9 protein-coding genes and 3 tRNA genes are annotated in these 18030 nt (G+C 69.7%); all 12 read left to right on the forward strand.

Annotated elements, in window-relative coordinates; all coding sequences use genetic code 11:
- The first annotated feature begins 4 nt into the window (after positions 1 to 4).
- The 12 genes from AAN986_RS09495 (at position 5) to AAN986_RS09550 (ending at position 18020) form a co-directional block, all read left to right on the forward strand.
- On the forward strand, positions 5 to 3094 hold the full coding sequence (locus tag AAN986_RS09495) for a CusA/CzcA family heavy metal efflux RND transporter (protein WP_016450796.1): 3090 nt from the start codon (positions 5 to 7) through the stop codon (positions 3092 to 3094).
- 16 nt (positions 3095 to 3110) lie between these two features.
- Positions 3111 to 3446, forward strand: coding sequence for a P-II family nitrogen regulator (locus AAN986_RS09500; protein ID WP_016450797.1), 336 nt, complete (start codon positions 3111 to 3113; stop codon positions 3444 to 3446).
- Positions 3447 to 3572: 126 nt separating this feature from the next.
- Positions 3573 to 3648: transfer RNA gene (locus tag AAN986_RS09505), tRNA-Ala, on the forward strand.
- Between the two features lie 38 nt (positions 3649 to 3686).
- Positions 3687 to 3762 (forward strand) — tRNA-Glu (locus tag AAN986_RS09510).
- 44 nt (positions 3763 to 3806) lie between these two features.
- Positions 3807 to 3883, forward strand: a tRNA-Asp gene (locus AAN986_RS09515).
- A 730-nt stretch (positions 3884 to 4613) separates the two neighbouring features.
- A complete protein-coding gene (locus AAN986_RS09520; protein WP_047219763.1) occupies positions 4614 to 5138 on the forward strand; it encodes a sigma-70 family RNA polymerase sigma factor in 525 nt (174 codons plus the stop codon).
- Between the two features lie 150 nt (positions 5139 to 5288).
- Positions 5289 to 5570 carry an MbtH family NRPS accessory protein gene (locus AAN986_RS09525; RefSeq protein ID WP_043790278.1) on the forward strand — a complete coding sequence of 94 codons (282 nt, stop codon included), beginning with the start codon at positions 5289 to 5291 and terminating at the stop codon, positions 5568 to 5570.
- A gap of 5 nt (positions 5571 to 5575) precedes the next feature.
- Positions 5576 to 6319, forward strand: coding sequence for an alpha/beta fold hydrolase (locus AAN986_RS09530; protein ID WP_047219762.1), 744 nt, complete (start codon positions 5576 to 5578; stop codon positions 6317 to 6319).
- A complete protein-coding gene (locus AAN986_RS09535) occupies positions 6297 to 6986 on the forward strand; it encodes a 4'-phosphopantetheinyl transferase superfamily protein (protein WP_016450665.1) in 690 nt (229 codons plus the stop codon). The genes AAN986_RS09530 and AAN986_RS09535 overlap by 23 nt, the downstream gene beginning before the upstream one ends.
- Positions 6983 to 7972 (forward strand): TauD/TfdA family dioxygenase, encoded by a 990-nt coding sequence (locus tag AAN986_RS09540; protein WP_016450666.1) that lies wholly within the window; start codon positions 6983 to 6985, stop codon positions 7970 to 7972. Before AAN986_RS09535 ends, AAN986_RS09540 begins: the two co-directional genes overlap by 4 nt.
- 20 nt (positions 7973 to 7992) lie before the next feature.
- A complete protein-coding gene (locus AAN986_RS09545) occupies positions 7993 to 13338 on the forward strand; it encodes a non-ribosomal peptide synthetase (protein ID WP_047219760.1) in 5346 nt (1781 codons plus the stop codon).
- Positions 13338 to 18020, forward strand: coding sequence for an SDR family NAD(P)-dependent oxidoreductase (locus tag AAN986_RS09550; protein ID WP_349335614.1), 4683 nt, complete (start codon positions 13338 to 13340; stop codon positions 18018 to 18020). The genes AAN986_RS09545 and AAN986_RS09550 overlap by 1 nt, the downstream gene beginning before the upstream one ends.
- Positions 18021 to 18030 lie beyond the last annotated feature (10 nt).

An 18030-nucleotide genomic window follows, 5' to 3' on the forward strand; every position in this document is an offset into this window, starting at 1 on the left:
GCCCATGATCGCTTCCATGATCCGGGCCGCACTGAGCCAGCGGCTCATCGTGATCGTGCTCTCGCTGGTGCTGTGCGGCTTCGGCCTGCGCGCCGCCATGAATCTGTCGGTGGATGCCTTTCCTGACGTGACCAACGTCCAGGTCCAGGTGGCCACCGAGGCGCCAGGCCGTTCGCCCGAGGAAATCGAGCGCTTCGTGACCGTGCCGCTGGAAATCGCCATGACCGGCATGCCGGGCCTGGTGGAGATGCGCTCGCTCAACAAGAGCGGCCTGTCCATCATCACCCTGGTCTTCACCGATGCCACCGACGTGTACTTTGCTCGCCAGCTCGTCACCGAGCGGCTGATGGAGGTCACGCCGCGCATGCCCGCAGGCATCATCCCCGTGCTGGGGCCGGTGTCCACGGGCCTGGGCGAGGTCTACCAGTACACGCTGGACCATCCCGACGACGGCAAGCGGGCCCTCACGCCCGAGGAGCTGACCGAGCGCCGCACCATCCAGGACTGGGTGGCGCGCCCGCTGCTGCGCTCCATTCCCGGCGTGGCCGAAATCAACTCGCAGGGCGGCTACGTCAAGCAGTACCAGGTGGAGGTCGATCCCGGCCGGCTGCGCCACTACGGCCTGTCCGTGCGCCATGTGGTCCAGGCCATCGCCGACAACAACGCCAATGCCAGCGGCGGCATCCTGCCCCAGGTCACCGAGCAGTACCTGATCCGCGCCGTGGGCCTGGTCCAGTCGCTGGATGACATCGGCAACATCGTTCTCAAGCAGGAAGGCGGCGTGCCGGTCTTCGTGCGCGATGTGGCCGAGGTCCAGCTGGGCCAGGAAGTGCGCCAGGGCGCCATCATCAAGGGCGGCTATACCGAAGGCGTCTCCGGCATCGTGCTGATGATGCGCGGCGGCAATGCCAAGGAAGTGGTCACCCGCGTGAAGGAGCGCGTGCAGGAGATCAACTCCAAGGGCATGCTGCCCGGCGGCCTGCAGATCGTTCCCTACTACGACCGTACCGACCTGGTCGACTCGGCGCTGTGGACCGTGGGCAAGGTGCTGATCGAGGGCATCCTGCTGGTGGTCGTGGTGCTCTTCATCTTCCTGGGTGACGTGCGCTCCAGCCTGATCGTGGTGGCCACGCTGATCATCACGCCGCTGACCACCTTCATCATGATGAACCGCTGGGGCATCTCGGCCAACCTCATGTCGCTGGGAGGGTTGGCGATCGCCATCGGCCTCATGGTCGATGCCACCGTGGTGGTGGTGGAGAACGTGTTCCACAAGCTCGGCCAGGCCGGCGACAGCATGGGCGCCCGCGTGCGCACCGTGCTCTCGGCCACCACCGAGGTGGCCACGCCCACCATCTTCGGCATCGCCATCATCATCCTGGTGTTCCTGCCGCTGATGACGCTGCAAGGCATCGAAGGCAAGATGTTCGGCCCGCTGGCGCTGACCATCGCGATCTCGCTGGCCGTCTCGCTGGCCGTGTCGCTGTTCCTGTCGCCCGTGCTGTGCTCGTACTTCCTCAAGGGCGGCGCGGACCATGACACGCGCCTGATCGCCTTCCTCAAGCGCCACTACCTGCGCCTGCTGGACCTGGCCACCGCGCGCAACCGCGCCACGCTGGCCGTGGCCGTGGCGCTGCTGCTGGGCTCGCTGGGACTGTTCCCGCTGCTGGGCAAGTCCTTCATGCCCACCATGAAGGAGGGGGCGCTGACGCCGCAGATCAACCGCGTGCCCAGCATCTCGCTGGACGAGTCCATCCGCATGGAAATGGCGGCGATGAAGTCCGTGGCCGAAGTGCCCGGCGTGCTCAGCGTGGTCTCCAAGCTCGGACGCGGCGAATCGCCGGCCGATCCCGCAGGCCCCAACGAGTCCGACCCCATCGTGCTGCTGGACCCCGAGTCCGACCGCACCCAGGACGAGATCGACGAAGACATCCGCCAGCGCCTGTCCTCGATCCCGGGCGTGCAGATCGTGCTGTCCCAGCCGATCTCCGAGCGCGTGGACGAAATGGTCACGGGCGTGCGCTCGCAACTGGCCATCAAGGTCTTCGGCGACGAGCTGAGCGAGCTGCGCGACGTGTCCGAGCAGGTCGCACGCATCCTCAAGAGCGTGCCGGGCAGCACGGACATCCGCGTCGAGCGCCTGTCAGGCCAGCAGGCTCTGACCGTGGATATCGACCGCAAGGCGATCGCCCGCCACGGCCTGAACGTCACCGACGTGCAGGGCGTGATCGAGTCGGCCATCGGCGGCAAGGAAGTGACCACGGTCTACGAGGGCGAGCGCCGCTACAACGTGGTGGTTCGCTTCCCCGAGCCGTTCCGCGGCTCGCCCGCCGCCATCGGCGCCACCTTGCTGACCACGGCCACGGGCGCCCAGGTGCCGCTGAGCAGCGTGGCCCGCATCGAGCTGGTGGACGGCCCCGCGCAGATCAGCCGCGAAGGCGGCAAGCGCCGCGTGGTGGTGGGAGCCAACGTGGAAGGGCGCGACCTGGGCGGCTTCGTGACCGAAGTGCAGCAGCGCATCGACAGTGAAGTGCAGTTGCCCGATGGCTACTACTTCAAGTACGGTGGCCAGTTCGAGAACATGGAGCGCGCCATGGGCACGCTGCAGATCATCGTGCCGCTGACCATCGTGGCCATCTTCTTCCTGCTGTTCCTGCTGTTCAACTCGGTCAAGCTGGCCGGGCTGATCATCCTGGTGCTGCCCTTCGCCTCCATCGGGGGACTGATAGGCCTGTTCGTCACGGGAGAATACGTGAGCGTGCCGGCATCGGTGGGCTTCATCGCGCTGTGGGGCATTGCGGTGCTCAACGGCGTGGTGCTGGTCTCCTGCATCCGCAAGCTGCGCGAAGATGGCATGAACGTGGCCGAGGCCGTGCGCGAAGGCTGCGTGCAGCGCTTCCGCCCCGTGATGATGACGGCCACCGTCGCGCTGCTGGGCCTGGTGCCCTTCCTGTTCGCCACCGGCCCCGGCTCGGAGGTGCAGCGCCCGCTGGCCATCGTGGTGATCGGTGGCCTGATCTCGTCCACCCTGCTCACGCTGGTGGTGTTGCCGACCCTGTACCGCTGGTTTGACGAAAAACCGCTGGAAGCCTGATGAAGGAGACACTGCAATGACCATGAAGGAAATCCGGGCCATCGTGCGCCCCAGCCGCCTGGAGCGCCTGCGCGACGCGCTGCGCGCCATTCCCAACTTCCCCGGCGTGACGCTGTTCCGTGCCGAGGGCTTCACGGCCCCGGCCGCCATCGACAAGCGCAGCGTGAAGGAGGAGTTGACCGACTTCTCCGACAAGATCATGGTCTGCGTGCTGGCCGAGGCATCCATGGTCGAGCCCATCCGCGCGGCCATCACCTCGGCCTGTCACTCGGGCCAGGTCGGCGACGGCCTGGTCTGGGTGGTGGACATCGCCGAGATCCACCGCATACGCGACGGGCAAAGCCTGGCCTGACCCGGGCTGCAGCAGGGCGCCGGAATGCAGGGCGACATAAAAAAGTCATGCATTCCGGAATTGCCCCAAAAACGCTGTGCTACAATTTTTGAATCGCAGCAACGAAGCAGTGCAACGTTGCAGCAAGGGGGTATAGCTCAGCTGGGAGAGCGCTTGCATGGCATGCAAGAGGTCATCGGTTCGATCCCGTTTACCTCCACCAAAAATTGAGACTTGAGTATTTACGCAAGTTCTAGGATTGACCCTATCGTCTAGAGGCCTAGGACATCACCCTTTCACGGTGAGTACCGGGGTTCGAATCCCCGTAGGGTCGCCAAGTTTGCAGCACTTGGCTCGCAAGAGCGCAAAAGTTGCCTGCCAGGAGTGGTAGTTCAGTTGGTTAGAATACCGGCCTGTCACGCCGGGGGTCGCGGGTTCGAGTCCCGTCCACTCCGCCAGATTCCTTGTGCAAACCACCGCGTTTGCGCAGACAAGAAGCCACCGCAAGGTGGCTTTTTTTCGTCTGCAGTTTCGCTGCGGGCCGCGTCTCGATGGGGCCTGCCCAGTGCGATGGCAGGGGCCTGCGCTGCAGGCAGTTCCTGCTTCCATCCCGATGTATCGGGCATCACCAGTCCGTCATGATCCAGGCCCATCATCCACGGCGAGGGAAAGCCATGGTGATGCGATGCGCCATAGGCGATGCCTGCCGATTTTCCACAGCCGATAGCCGTGTCTCCGTTTGCACTGGCGGGACGTCTTCCAGGCAGGTGTGAGCAGCCATTCCAGGCCCGGTCCTGTCGCCGGAACTGGTAATGCTTCTCATTTCAATGTTGGAAAACGTCAAAGGAGCGCCACTGCATGCCATGGTCCCGGTTCAAGTTTCAGCACGTCTGCAAGGCTGCACAGCCCTTGCCGATCCTGTTGCAGGACGCATGGATCCGGCGAGGGCGGCCGCCGCCCTGAGGCCGTCATGAGGCCGATCTAGGCCCGATCTAGGCCTGCCTCCCAAGTCACGCCGATGCGCATCGGCGCGCACTGATGCCCTGCGGTCAGCGGTTGTGCCGCCGCTTGCCGCCTGTGCCGAGGCCCGCTCCGCCCTATTGCACGGGCGGCACGCCGGCCGTCCATCGACCTGCGGTCGACATTTCCCCTTGACGTTCTTGCCTAGCTTGCGAGAGGAACTGCATCGTGTCCTTGAATCACACACATTCTTCGCTGGAAGAGGTCTTCATTGCTTCGCGTGGACAGTTGGTGAGGGTCGCGCGAAGAATTCTCAGAAATCCCGAACTGGCCGACGAGGCCGTGCAGGACACCTATCTGCGCGTTGCCGAGATGCGCAGCGATGCCGAAATCGCCAAGCCCGCCGCCTACTGGACGCGCGCCGTCTGCAACATGGCGCTGGACTACCTGCGCCGCCAGGAGCGCGAGAACACCTACCGCACCCACGGCGTGGATGTGGAGACGCTGGAGATACCGGACGGCCGCTCGCCCGAGCGCAGCCTGTTCGAGTCCCAGGCCATACGCCTGATCGACCAGGCCCTGGACGAGGTGCCGCCCAAGACCCGCGAGACCTTCGAGCTGTACCGCATCAAGGGACTCACGCAGCGCCAGATCGCCGAGCACATGGAGTGCGCGCTGGGCCTGGTGAACGCCAGGATTGCCGATGCCTGCAAGGCCATCCATGTCCACCGCTCGCTGCTGGACCGCCATTGAACGGTGCAGCCCGGCGCACGACCCGGAACCGGCGCGCACGCGGCGTGAACAGTTTCGGGTTCGGAACGTCATGTTCAACAGAGGCGCAGTACCGGATCGCCGCGATCCGGTACTGGCTTCGCCGATGTTCAACTGCACAAGGACGCCTGCATGTCTACAAGCTGCTTCGACCGCGAAGACGAAACCTTCATCGTTCTGGTCAACCACGAGGAACAGTATTCCATCTGGCCGCACTGGAAGGCCGTACCCGGCGGTTGGACCGCCGTGGAGGGCGTGAAGGGCGACAAGAAAACCGTGCTCGACTACGTGGACGCCACCTGGACCGACATGCGGCCCAAGTCGCTGCGCGTGTGGATGCAGCAGCAGGAGCAGGCGGGCTCCGGCGCCGCGCTGCACAAGGCCGATACCGATACCGAAACCGCAGCGGGCTGACGCGCATGCACGCGCCGCTGACCCTGCTGTGCCTGCCGTGCGCAGGCGCCAGCGCCACCATGTACCTGCGCTGGCGCAGGCTGCTGCCCCACTGGATCCGCATTGCGCCGGTGGAGCTGCCGGGGCGGGGCAGCCGGCTGGGCGAGCCTGCGGTCGAGGACTTCGGGCAACTGGTATCGCTGCTGTGCGCCGAGCAGCGCCAGGCCATGCGCGGCCGCTTTGCGCTGCTGGGCCACAGCATGGGCGCGCTGCTGGCCTTCGGCATGGCGCGGCAGTTGCGCGAGCAGGGCAGGGAGCTGCCGCTGGCCCTGGTTGCCTCGGGCAGCCCGGCACCGGCCTGCCGTGCTCCCGAGCGCTTTGCGGGCAAGGGCGACGATGCGGCGCTGATTGCCGATCTGCGCAGGCAGGGCGGCACGCCCGAAGAGGTGTTTGGCAGCCCCGAGCTCATGCGCATCACGCTGGATGTGCTGGGGTCCGACTACCGCGTCTGCGAGAGCTTCGGCCATGTGCCCGCTGCGGGCCTGCCGCTGCCGGTGCACGTCTTTGCGGGGCGGCAGGACGACATCGAGGCGCCCCGCGTCCATGCCTGGTCGCAGGAGGCCGCCGGGGCCTTCACGCTGGACTGGTTCGAGGGCGGGCATTTCTTCATCAGGCAGCGCGAAGGCGATGTGCTGGCCGTGCTGGCGCAGCGCCTGGCCGGGTCCCAGTCACTCCAGGGGGAAATCCATGCAGCTCGTGTCCGTGCGTGAGGCCATGAGCCAGGGCATCGAGGTCTTCAGGCTGGACCTGGACCTGTCGGCCGAGCTGAGCGACAGCCTGCCGCACCTGACCCCCGAGGAGCGCGGTCGCGCCGCGCGCTTCGTGCGGGCCGCCGACCGGCTGCGCTTCGCACAGACGCGCGCTGCCACGCGGCGGCTGCTGGGGCGCAGGCTGGGCTGCTGCCCGGCCGATGTGCCCCTGGCCATCGGCACGCACGGCAAGCCTTTCGTGGATGACGAGCCGCACAGGGCGCCTGTGTTCAACGTCTCGCATTCGGGCGGCCATGCGCTGATCGCGCTGGCCGACCCCGGTGGCGTGCTGCACCTGGGCGTGGACATCGAGCAGCACAAGCCCGACCTCGATGCCGAGGTCATGCTCGACGCCGTCTGCACCGACCAGGAACGCGCCAGCGTGCGCCGTGCGCCTGATCGGCTGGCGGCCTTCTACCAGCGCTGGGTGGGCAAGGAAGCCGTGCTCAAGGCCATCGGCATTGGCGTGGCCGAGCACCTGCGCTCCATTGGCATCAGCCCGGGAGGGGACGGACGGCTGGCCATTGCCTGCGCGGTCCCCGACTGGAATGGTTTTCAAGCGATGGCGCTTCCAGCGCCGCCGGGCTACGCGGCAGCTCTTGCGTGGCGCACCAAGGAATCGACATGAACGAAACCCTCCAGCGCTTCGAGCGCAAGGCCCCCGCGGGCTCGCTGCTTCCCCAGCTCATCACGCCCGCCCAGCCGGGCCAGGACCTGCTGGCCGCGCTGCCGCCGCTGCGCCGCGACATCGACGAAGCCCTGCTGACCACGGGCGGCGTGCTGCTGCGCGGCTTTGGCGTGCCCGATGTGGAGACCTTCCAGCGCTTCGCCTCGGCCTTCGGCCATCCGCTGCTCAAGTACGAATTCGCCTCCACGCCGCGCAGCGCGGTCGAGGCCTCCAGCGGCGCGGGCGTCTACACCTCCACCGAATACCCGGCCCACCAGAGCATTCCGCTGCACAACGAGCAGGCCTACACGCGCGAGTGGCCCATGAAGATCTGGTTCCACTGCGTCACCGCATCGCCCGAGGGCGGCGAGACGCCGATTGCCGACAGCCGTGCGGTCTACCGCCGCATTCCGGCGCGCATCCGCGAGCTGTTCGAGCCCGGCATCCTCTACGTGCGCAACTTCGGCGAGATGGACGTGCCCTGGCAGAAGGTCTTCAACACCGAAAGCCGCGCCGAGGTCGAGGCCTTCTGCCGCCATGCGCGCATGGACTGGGAGTGGAAGGAGGACGACGGCCTGCGCACGCGCCAGCTGTGCCAGGCCATGGAAAGCCACCCCGTCACGGGCGAGATGGTCTGGTTCAACCAGGCCCACCTGTTCCACATCTCGGCGCGCGAGCCCGAGGAGCGCGAGGTGCTGGAGGAGGTCTACGGCATCGAGAACCTGCCGCGCAACACCTTCTTCGCCGACGGCTCCACCATCGGCGACGACATCTTCGCCGAGGTGCGCGCCGCGCTGGACGCCGAGACCGTCAGCTTCCCCTGGGAGCAGGGCGACGTGCTGATGCTGGACAACATGCTCGTGGCCCATGCCCGCTCGCCCTTCAAGGGGCCGCGCAAGGTCATCGTCGCCATGGCCGAGCCGCGCAGCAATCTGGACCGTTTCTGAGAACCCGGGAGGCAGCTGACATGCTGAGTGGACAAAGTGCAATCGCGGCAGCAGGCCGGGCGCCGGCCAGCCTGGTCGAGCATCTGAGTGGGCTGGCGCAGCAGCGGTCCGACGACATCTGGCTCACCGTGGCCGCCGTGCAGGACGGCCGCGTGGTCGAGCGCAGCCACAGCTATGGCGAGTTCGACCGCCGCGTGCGCGCGCTGGCCGCCCGGCTGCAGCAGCTGTGCCCCGTGGGCGAGCGCGCCCTGGTGATGATGGACAACGACGAGCACTACGCCGCCAGCATGCTGGCCTGCTTCTACGCGGGCGTGATCGCCGTGCCGGTGCCGCCGCTGGAATCGCTGCGCGTGCAGCACCTGGAGCGGCTGCTGGGCATCGTGGGCGACGCGGACGCGGCCTGCGTGATCAGCACGGCCGAAGTGATGCAGGCCCTGCCCGGCGCCGATGCGCGCTTTGGCAGCATTGCCGCCGTGGCCGCCGACCAGGTGGACCTGGCCGATGCCGAGGCCTGGCGGCCCCATGCGCCGGCTGCCGACGACATCGCCTTCCTGCAATACACCTCGGGCTCCACCTCGGCGCCCAAGGGCGTGATGGTCAGCCACGGCAACCTCATCGCCAACGAGGCCGCCATCCAGCAGCGCATGGACATCGGCGCGGGCGACCGCTTCATGTCCTGGGCACCGCTGTACCACGACATGGGCCTGATCGGCGGCCTGCTGCAGCCGCTGTACAGCGGGCTGCCGCTGGTGCTGACCTCGCCGCGCCTCTTCCTGGAAAGCCCCGTGCGCTGGCTGGAACTGATCTCGCGCCACCGCGCCACCATCAGCGGCGGCCCCGACTTCGCCTACCGCATGTGCCTGGAGCGCATCAAGCCGTCGCAGCTGGCGCAGCTGGACCTGTCGAGCTGGCGGCTGGCCTACACCGGCGCCGAGCCCGTGCGTGCCGACACCGTCACGGCCTTCGCGCAGCGCTTTGCCGCCTGCGGCCTGCGGCCCGACGCGGCCTATGCCTGCTACGGCCTGGCCGAGGCCACCCTGTTCATCACCGGCGGCAGTTGCGGCGCGGGCGCCACGATCACGTCCTTCGATACCGAGGCCCTGGGCCAGGGCCGGGCCGTGGAAAGCCCCGGCGCCTCGCAGACCACCGCGCTGGTGGGCTGCGGCCCCGCCGTTCCCGGCCATGCGGTGGCCATCGTCGATCCGCACAGCCTGCAGGTGCTGGAGCCCGGCCGCGTGGGCGAGATCTGGGCGCACGGCCCCAGCATCAGCCAGGGCTACTGGGGCAAGCCGCAGCAAACGCAGCAGGCCTTTGTCGAGCATGCAGGCCGGCGCTGGCTGCGCACGGGCGACCTGGGCTTCGTGCACGGCGGGCAGGTCCATGTGGCGGGCCGCATCAAGGACCTGATCATCGTGCGCGGGCACAACCTCTACCCGCAGGACATCGAGCGCGTGGTCGAGGCCGAGGTCGAAGCCGTGCGCAAGGGACGCGTGGCCGCGTTTGCGGTGGACATCGATGGCCGGGAAGGCATAGGCATTGCTGCCGAAGTCTCGTTCGGCATGCAAAAGCTGGTGCCGGCCCAGGCCCTGGTCGATGCCCTGAGCACCGCCGTGGGCGCGCAGTGCGGTGAGGCACCCCGGGTGATCGTGCTGCTCAACCCCGGCGCCTTGCCCCGCACCTCCAGCGGCAAGCTGCAGCGCGCAGCCTGCCGCCAGGGCTGGTCCGCGCGCACGCTGGATGCCTGGGCCGTGTTCGAGTCGGGCCGCTTCGCGGGCGGCGGCAGCCAGGCACCACAGGAGGCGGGCGCGGCAGATCCCACCACAGGCACGCTGGCCGGCCTGTGGCGCGAGGTGCTCGGTGGCGATGCGCAGCCCGGGCCGGCCGGCGAGGCCAACTTCTTCGCGCAAGGCGGCAACTCCCTGGCCGCTGTGCGGCTGGCCGCGCGCATCTGCCGGCAATGGTCCCTGGAGTATCCGGCCGGGCGGGTCTTCGAGCACCCGCGGCTGCGCGACCAGGCGCAGGACATCGACCGGCTGTGCCAACAGCGCCAGCCGGGCATGGCGCTGCAGCGCATTGCCCCGCTGGCCGAGGCCCGCCGCGCCATGCCCCTGCCGCTGACGCCGGCCCAGCAGCGCCAATGGTTTCTCTGGAAGATGGATACGCGCAGCACGGCCTACCACGTGCAGGGCGCCCTGCGCATCACCGGGCCGCTGGATGCAGGCGCCCTGCGTGCAGCCGTGCAGGGCCTGGCCGAACGGCATGGTTCGCTGCGCACGGTATTCAACGCCCGGCCCGATGGGGAGGTCGAGCAGCGCCTGGACCCCCAGGGCAGGCTGGAGCTGCAGTGGCTGGATGCCGCGCAGGGCGACTCCGCGCAGCGCCAGGAGCACGCCGCCCAATGGCTGCAGGCGCTGTGCGCCCAGCCCTTTGATCTGCAGCAGGGGCCGCTGGCCAGGGCTGCCCTGGTGCGGCTGCAGGCCCATGAGCACATCCTGGCGCTGGTGATACACCACATCGTCTCCGACGGCGCCTCCATGCAGATCCTGCTGGACGATCTGGCGGCGCTGTATGCCGGCGCCCCGGACAGCGGCCCGGCGCTGCAGTACGTGGACTACGCCGTCTGGCAGCGGGAGCAGGCTCAACAGGCTCAGCAAGGCCAGCAGGCCTCGCTGGCCTACTGGCTGGAACGGTTGCAGGTGCCTCCAGGCGAGGCCCAGCCTGTGCTGGCCCTGCCTACCGACCATCCGCGCCAGGCGCTGGCACGCTATCGTGCGGGGCGGCACAGCTTCGAGCTGCCCGGCGCGACCTTGCAGGCACTGCGCGCGCAGGCCCGCCAGCAGGGGGACACGCTCTTCACGCTGCTGCTGGCAGGATGGCAGGCGCTGCTGTACCGCTACACGGGCCAGGAGGACATCCGCGTCGGCGTGCCCGTGGCCAACCGTGCGCATGCCGACCTGCAGGGCGTGGTCGGCTTTTTCGTCAACACCCTGGTGCTGCGCAACCGCATCGACGGGCGCATGCGCCTGGCCGACGTGCTGCAGCAGGCCCGCGAGGCGGCGCAGGGCGCGCAGGCCCACCACGCGCTGCCGTTCGAGCAACTGGTGGAGGCGCTGCAGCCGCAGCGCAGCCTGGCGCACAGCCCCTTGTTCCAGGTGCTGTTCAATCATCTGGTGGAGGACTGGCACGCGCTGCAGCAGGTGCCGGGCTGGACGGTGGCCGGCCAGCCGCTGGCGGCCGCAGATGCACAGTTCGAGCTGACCGTGGAAGTGCGCGAGCGCTCCGATGGCAGCCTGGGCATCAGCCTGGTCTATGCCCGCGAGCTGTTCGAGCCGGGCAGCATGCAGCGCCTGGCCGCCCACTATGCGGCCATGCTGGACGCACTGGCGCGCCAGCCCCAATGTGCCGTGGACGAGGTGCCGCTGCTGGGTCCCGACGAACGCCAGCAACTGGCGGCCTGGAGCTGCAATGACCAGGTCCTGCACGGCGGCGACATCGTGCACCGCCGCTTCGAGCAGCAGGTGGCGCGCAGCCCCGGTGCCCCGGCCCTGTGCCTGGGCGAGGCCACGCTGGGCTACGCCGAGCTCAATGCGCGCGCCAACCGCCTGGCGCATCACCTGATCGCATCGGGCGTGCGACCCGGCGTGCCGGTGGGCATTGCCATGGAGCGCTCCATCGAGATGGTCGTGGGGCTGCTGGCCATCATGAAGGCCGGCGCGGCCTATGTGCCCATCGACCCCGAGCACCCGGCCGACCGCATCGCCTACATGCTGGAGGACAGCGGCGTGTCCCTGGTGCTGGTGCAGCCGCAGGTGCGGGACCGCCTGCCGGCCAGCTGCAGGGCCCGACTGGTCGATGTGCCGGGCCTGGCGTCCCGGCTGCAGGACCTGCCGTCCCACAACCCGGCCATTGCCTTGCATGGCGACAGCCTGGTCTATGTCATCTACACCTCGGGCTCCACGGGCCGGCCCAAGGGCGCGGCCAACCGCCACCGTTCGCTGTGCAACCGCCTGGCGTGGGGGCAGATGCACCAGCCGCTGGGCCCGGGCGACACGGTGCTGCAGAAAACGCCCTTCGGCTTCGACATCTCCTTCTGGGAATTCTTCTGGCCGCTGACCACCGGCGCACGCCTGGCGCTGGCCGCCCCCGGCGACCACCGCGATCCCCGGCGCCTGGCCGAGCTGATAGCGCGCCACCAGGTCAACACCATCCACTTCGTGCCGTCCATGCTGCAGGCCTTCATGGCGCACCCGGCGGCCGCCACCTGCCAGGGGCTGCAGCGCATCATCTGCAGCGGCGAGGCCCTGTCCGCCGAATTGCAGGCGGCCGTGCTGCAGGCCTTCCCCGGCACCCGCCTGCTCAATCTCTACGGTCCCACAGAGGCGGCCATCGAGGTCACCTGGTGGGACTGCCGGGACGAGGGCGCGTTGTCCGTGCCCATAGGCCGCCCCGTGGCCGGGCTGCGTACCCATGTGCTGGATGCCGCGCTCAACGAGGTGCCGCGCGGCGTGGCCGGCGAGCTGTATCTGGGCGGTGTGGGCCTGGCGCGCGGCTACTGGCGGCGCCCGGGCCTGAGCGCCGAGCGCTTTGTCGCCGACCCCGCCAGCCGCACGGGCGAGCGCCTGTACCGCACGGGCGACCTGGTGCGCTGGCGCAGCGACGGCCAGATCGACTACCTGGGCCGCGTGGACCACCAGGTGAAGATCCGCGGCTTTCGCATCGAGCTGGCCGAGGTGGAGGCGCAACTGCTGGCCCACCCCGCCGTGCGCGAGGCCGTGGTGGTCGCCCGCCAGGCGGCCGATGGCGCGCGGCTGGCCGCCTTTGTCTCGGTGCAGCAGGGGCAGACCCTGGACATCGCCGCGCTGCGCAGCGCGCTGGCCGCAGCCCTGCCCGACTACATGCTGCCCTCGTCCATCACCGTGCTGGATGCCTTGCCGCTGAACGCCAATGGCAAGGTGGACCGCAAGGCGCTGCCCGAGGCGCCCACCCTGCCGGCCCTGGAGCACCAGGCCTACGAGCCGCCCGAAGGCGGCGTGGCCGAGACCATTGCCGCCCTCTGGGCCCAGGTGCTGGGCGTGGAGCGCATAGGCGCCGGCGACAACTTCTTCGACCTGGGCGGGCATTCGCTGCAGCTCATCCGCGTGCATGGCCTGCTGGAGTCGCGGCTGGGCCGGGAGCTGTCCCTGGTCGATCTCTTCAAGCACCCCACGGTGTCGGCCCTGGCGCGGCGCATCGAGCAGGGCGCAGATGGCGAGGGCGAGGGCGACGGCGCCGCGCAGGCGGCCGCCGCCCGGGACGGCATGGACGCGGCGCAGCGCCGCCGCGAGGCGCTGCTGCAGCGCAAGCGCCACATCGAAAGGACCCTCTGATGTCTTCTTCCTCCGAAACCACCGGCCTGGAGATCGCCGTCATCGGCGTGGCCGGGCGCTTTCCGGGCGCCGACGACATCGACCGCTTCTGGGCCAACATCCGTGACGGCGTCGAGTCCGTGAAGCGCTACAGCGACGATGAGCTGCGCGCCCTGGGCGTGCCCCAGGCCCTGCTGGACGATGCCGGCTACGTGAAGGCCGGCGTGCCGCTGGCCGGCATGGACCTGTTCGATGCCGACTTCTTCGGCTACACCCCGCGCGATGCCGAGCAGCTGGACCCGCAGCACCGCCTTTTCCTGGAATGCGCGTGGCAGGCGCTGGAGCATGCGGGCTACGAGGGCCGGCGCTACCCCGGCGCCATCGGCGTGTATGCGGGCACGGGCGCCAGCGTCTACCTGATGCGCCATCTGCTGCCCCGCCATGCGCCGGGCCCTGGCGCCCAGGTCGCCGACCTGCTGGGCCTGATGAGCGGCAACATGGCCGATGCCCTGGCCACGCGCGTGGCCTACAAGCTGGACCTGCGCGGCCCGGCCGTCACCGTGCAGACGGCCTGCTCGACCTCGCTGATGGCCGTGCACACCGCCTGCCAGGCGCTGCTGGGCCATGAATGCGCCATGGCGCTGGCCGGGGGCGTCTCGCTCAACCTGCTGCAAAACGGCGGCTACCGCTACCAAACCGGCGCCATCTTCTCGCCGGACGGGCATTGCCGCGCCTTCGATGCCCAGGCCGCAGGCACGCTGCAGGGCAGCGGCGCGGGCATTGTGGTGCTCAAGCGCCTGGACGATGCGCTGCGCGACGGCGACACCATCCACGCCGTCATCCTGGCCAGCGCCGCCAACAACGATGGCGCAGACAAGGTGGGCTTCACGGCGCCCGGCGTCAACGGCCAGGCGGCCGTGGTGCGCGCGGCGCAGGCCCTGGCGGGCGTGCCGGCCGACACCATCGGCTATGTGGAAGCCCATGGCACGGGCACGGCGCTGGGCGACCCCATCGAGATCGCAGCGCTGACCCAGGCCTTTCGCGCCAGCACGCAGCGCAGGGGCTACTGCGCCATCGGCTCGGTGAAGACCAATATCGGCCATCTCGATGCGGCCGCCGGTGTCACGGGCCTGATCAAGACGGTGCTCTCGCTCAGGCATGCCACCTTGCCGCCCAGCCTGCATTTCGAGCGGCCGCACCCGCAGATCGACTTCGAGCGCAGTCCCTTCCATGTCAACACCGTGGCCAGGCCTTGGCCCCAGGCGGCCACGCCGCGCCGCGCGGGCGTGAGCGCCTTCGGCATTGGCGGCACCAATGTCCATGTGGTGCTGCAGGAGGCTGCTGCCGCCCCTGCCACCTCTGCCGCCCCTTCCCTTACACAGGCGGATGCAGCCCGGGGCTGGCAGGTGCTGCCGCTGTCCGCTCGCAGCCCCCGTGCGCTGGATGAAGCGGCGCGCCGCCTGGCCGCCCATCTGCAGCAGGCCGGCAGCGGCCTGTCGCTGGACGATGTGGCCCACACCCTGCAGCAGGGCCGCCGCGCCTTCGGCCATCGCCGTGCCGTGGTGGCAGACGGTATGGGCATGGCGGTGGAGGGCCTGCACCTCTCTGCTGCTGCTGCTGCTGCGCCGGCAGGCCAGGCCACCGAGGTGCCGCCACAGCCGCCCGGCGTGGTCTTTCTTTTCCCGGGCGGGGGCGTGCAGCACGCCAACATGGGCCTGGACCTGTACCGCGACGGCGGTGTATTCCGGCAGGAGGTGGACCGCTGCTGCGAGCTGCTGCAGGCCGAAACAGGCTGGGACCTGCGCCAGTGGCTGTTCCCCGCCCCGGGTGAAGAGGTGGAGGCCGACGCGGCGCTGTCCGCCATGGACAAGGCCCAGCCGGCCCTCTTCGTGATCGGCTATGCGCTGGCCCGGATGTGGATGGCACGCGGCGTGCAGCCCGTGTCCATGCTGGGCCACAGCCTGGGCGAGTATGTGGCGGCCTGCCTGGCCGGCGTGTTCGAGCTGCCGCATGCCCTGCGCATCGTCGCGGCGCGCGGCCGCCTGCTGCAGTCGCTGCCTCAGGGCGCCATGACCTCGGTGCCCCTGGCCGAGGCCGAGCTGCAATCGCTGCTGGATGCGGGCTGCGACCTGGGTGCCGTCAACGGCGAACGCCTGTGCGTGCTGTCCGGCCCGCTGGCCGCCATCGAGGCGGCCGAAGAGGCGCTGCGCGCGCGCGACATCACCGCGCGCCGGCTGCACATTGCCGTGGCCTCGCACTCGGCCATGACCGAGCCCCTGCTGGCGCAGCTGGAGCAGGTGGTGGCCAGCGTGCCCCGGCATGCGCCGCGCCTGGCCTTCATCTCCAGCGTGACCGGCAAGCCCATCACGGCCGAGCAGGCCATGAACCCCGCCTACTGGGCCCGCCACCTGCGCCATACCGTGCGCTTTGCGGACGGGCTGGACGAGCTTGTGCGAGAGCCGGGCCGCGTGCTGCTGGAGGTGGGCCCCGGCCAGGCCCTTGCCGCCCTGGCTCGCCAGCATGCGCGCGCCGCCACGGCGGCCGGCATCTGGCCCAGCCAGGCCCATCCCCAGCAGACCGCACGCAGCGCGCAACTGCTGGCGCAGGCCGTAGCCGGACTGTGGTGCGCGGGCGTGGACATCGACTGGACTGCCTGTCGGGGCGGGCGGCCAGGCCGGCGCGTGCCGCTGCCGACCTATGCCTTCCAGCGCCGCTCCTTCTGGGTGCAGGCGGCGGGGCAGGGTGGCGATGCACCGAATGCGGCAGGCACGGCAGGTCCCTCGGCGACCGCGGGTCCGTTCTACGCAGCCGCCTGGCAGCGCAGTCCCTTGCAGTGGGAGGCAGGCACCACCGGCGCAGCCCAGGTGGCCCTGGTATTTGGCGACGGCAGTGCCACGGCCGAGGCCCTGGTGCACGCATTGCGCGCGCAGGGCACCGATGTGGTCTGCGTGGAAACGGGCGCCGCCCCCGCCTGCCTGGCCCCGGGCCGGCATGCCGTGCGCCCCGGCGAGCGCCGCGATTGCGAGGACTTGCTCGATGCGGTGCAGGCGCAGTTCGGCCCCGTGGACGCCATCTACCACCTGTGGGCCATGGATGCGGCCGCCCCTGCGCCGCTGGAGCGCGGCTTTCACAGCGTGCTGGCCCTGGCGCAGGCGCTGGAGGCCCGTGCGCACGGCGCTGGAGGCCCGCGCACACGGCGGCTGCTGCTGGTGGCCGCAGGCGGTTCGGAGGATGTGACCGGAGCGGAAGCGCTGAACCCCGAGATGGCCGCCGTCTTTCCGCTGTGCAAGGCGATAGGGCAGGAATGCCCGTCCATCGACTGCCGTTTCGTCGATGTGGTGCAGGCGGGCTCGCCCGCAATGCAGGCCCGGCTGGCGCGCCAGCTGCTGGACGAAGCCCGCGCGCCGCATGGGCTGCGCGCGGCCGACACGGCCATCGCCCTGCGCGGTATCCACCGCTGGCGCAAGACCTACGAGCCCCTGCAATGGCAGGACGCCGCGGCGCCGCGCCTGCGCAGGCAGGGCGTGTACCTGATCACGGGCGGCCTGGGCGGCGTGGGCCTGGCGCTGGCCCGGCATCTGGCCGCGCACTGGCAGGCCCGCCTGGTGCTGCTGGGCCGCACGGCGCTGCCTGCGCGCAGCCAATGGGAGGCGCTGGCCGCCGATGACGGGCAGCCGAGCACCCTGCGCCAGCAACTGCTGCAGCTGCTGGCCCTGGAGGCCGAGGGCGCCCAGGTGCTGACCCTGGCCGCCGATGTGGCCGACGCCGCGCAGGTGCAGGCGGCGCTGGCGCAGGCGCACCAGCGCTTTGGCGCCCTGCATGGCGTGGTCCATGCCGCAGGCCATGCCGACAGCGGCATGCTGGCCACCCGCACGCGGGACAGCGTGGAGCGCACGTTCGCCCCCAAGCTGCGCGGCACCCGGCTGCTGCTGGACCTGCTGGGCACGCAGGGCACGCAGGGCACGCAGGACGTGCAGGCGCCGGACTTCGTGCTGCTGTGCTCGTCCATCTCCAGCCTCACCGCAGGCCTGGGCAAGAGCGACTACGCCGCCGCCAATGCCTGCATGGATGCATTGGCGGCACTGGCCAGCCGCCAGCGCGCCTGGCCCGTCATCTCCGTGGACTGGGACGCCTGGCGTGACCTGGGCATGGCCGCCGGCATGCGCATTCCCGAGGGCATAGGCTGGAGCGGCGCAGAAGCGGCAGCGGTGTTCGAACGCATCGTCAACGGCGATGTGCCGCACCAGGTGGTCATCTCCACCACCGACCTGCAGCAGCGCCTGGGCGAGATCGATGCCGGGCTGGTGGATGCGCTGGCAGAACCTGCCACCGAAGCCGTCGCCGAACCTGCCAACGGATCGCAGGCCCGTGGCGGCCATCCGCGCCCGGCGCTGCAGACCGCCTACGTTGCGGCCGAAGGCGAACTGCAGCAGGCCCTGGCCGCGCTGTGGACCGACATGCTGGGCATTGCCCCGGTGGGCGTGGACGACAACCTGTTCGAGCTGGGCGGCGACTCGCTGCTGGCCCTGCAGATCCTGGGCCGCGTGAAAAAGCGCTTTGGTGTCGAGCTGCACCCTGCGGCCTTCTTCAAGGCCCCCACCGTCGGCGAGCTGGCCGTGCTGGTGGAGACCCGGCTGATCGAGGAGATCGAGGCCACCGTTACCGATGAAGGCGATGCCCTTGCCGCCTTCGCATCTGCGTGAGAAGACCACC

Origin of the sequence: Delftia sp. DS1230 (genome assembly GCF_040112715.1) — a bacterium.
Lineage (GTDB): Bacteria > Pseudomonadota > Gammaproteobacteria > Burkholderiales > Burkholderiaceae_C > Comamonas > Comamonas tsuruhatensis.

Coding starts and splice junctions, on each gene's coding strand:
- AAN986_RS09535 (WP_016450665.1), top strand. CDS start 6,297: ATGCAGCTCGTGTCCGTGCGTGAGGCCATGAGCCAGGGCATCGAGGTC.
- AAN986_RS09550 (WP_349335614.1), top strand. CDS start 13,338: ATGTCTTCTTCCTCCGAAACCACCGGCCTGGAGATCGCCGTCATCGGC.
- AAN986_RS09495 (WP_016450796.1), top strand. CDS start 5: ATGATCGCTTCCATGATCCGGGCCGCACTGAGCCAGCGGCTCATCGTG.
- AAN986_RS09540 (WP_016450666.1), top strand. CDS start 6,983: ATGAACGAAACCCTCCAGCGCTTCGAGCGCAAGGCCCCCGCGGGCTCG.
- AAN986_RS09525 (WP_043790278.1), top strand. CDS start 5,289: ATGTCTACAAGCTGCTTCGACCGCGAAGACGAAACCTTCATCGTTCTG.
- AAN986_RS09530 (WP_047219762.1), top strand. CDS start 5,576: ATGCACGCGCCGCTGACCCTGCTGTGCCTGCCGTGCGCAGGCGCCAGC.
- AAN986_RS09500 (WP_016450797.1), top strand. CDS start 3,111: ATGACCATGAAGGAAATCCGGGCCATCGTGCGCCCCAGCCGCCTGGAG.
- AAN986_RS09545 (WP_047219760.1), top strand. CDS start 7,993: ATGCTGAGTGGACAAAGTGCAATCGCGGCAGCAGGCCGGGCGCCGGCC.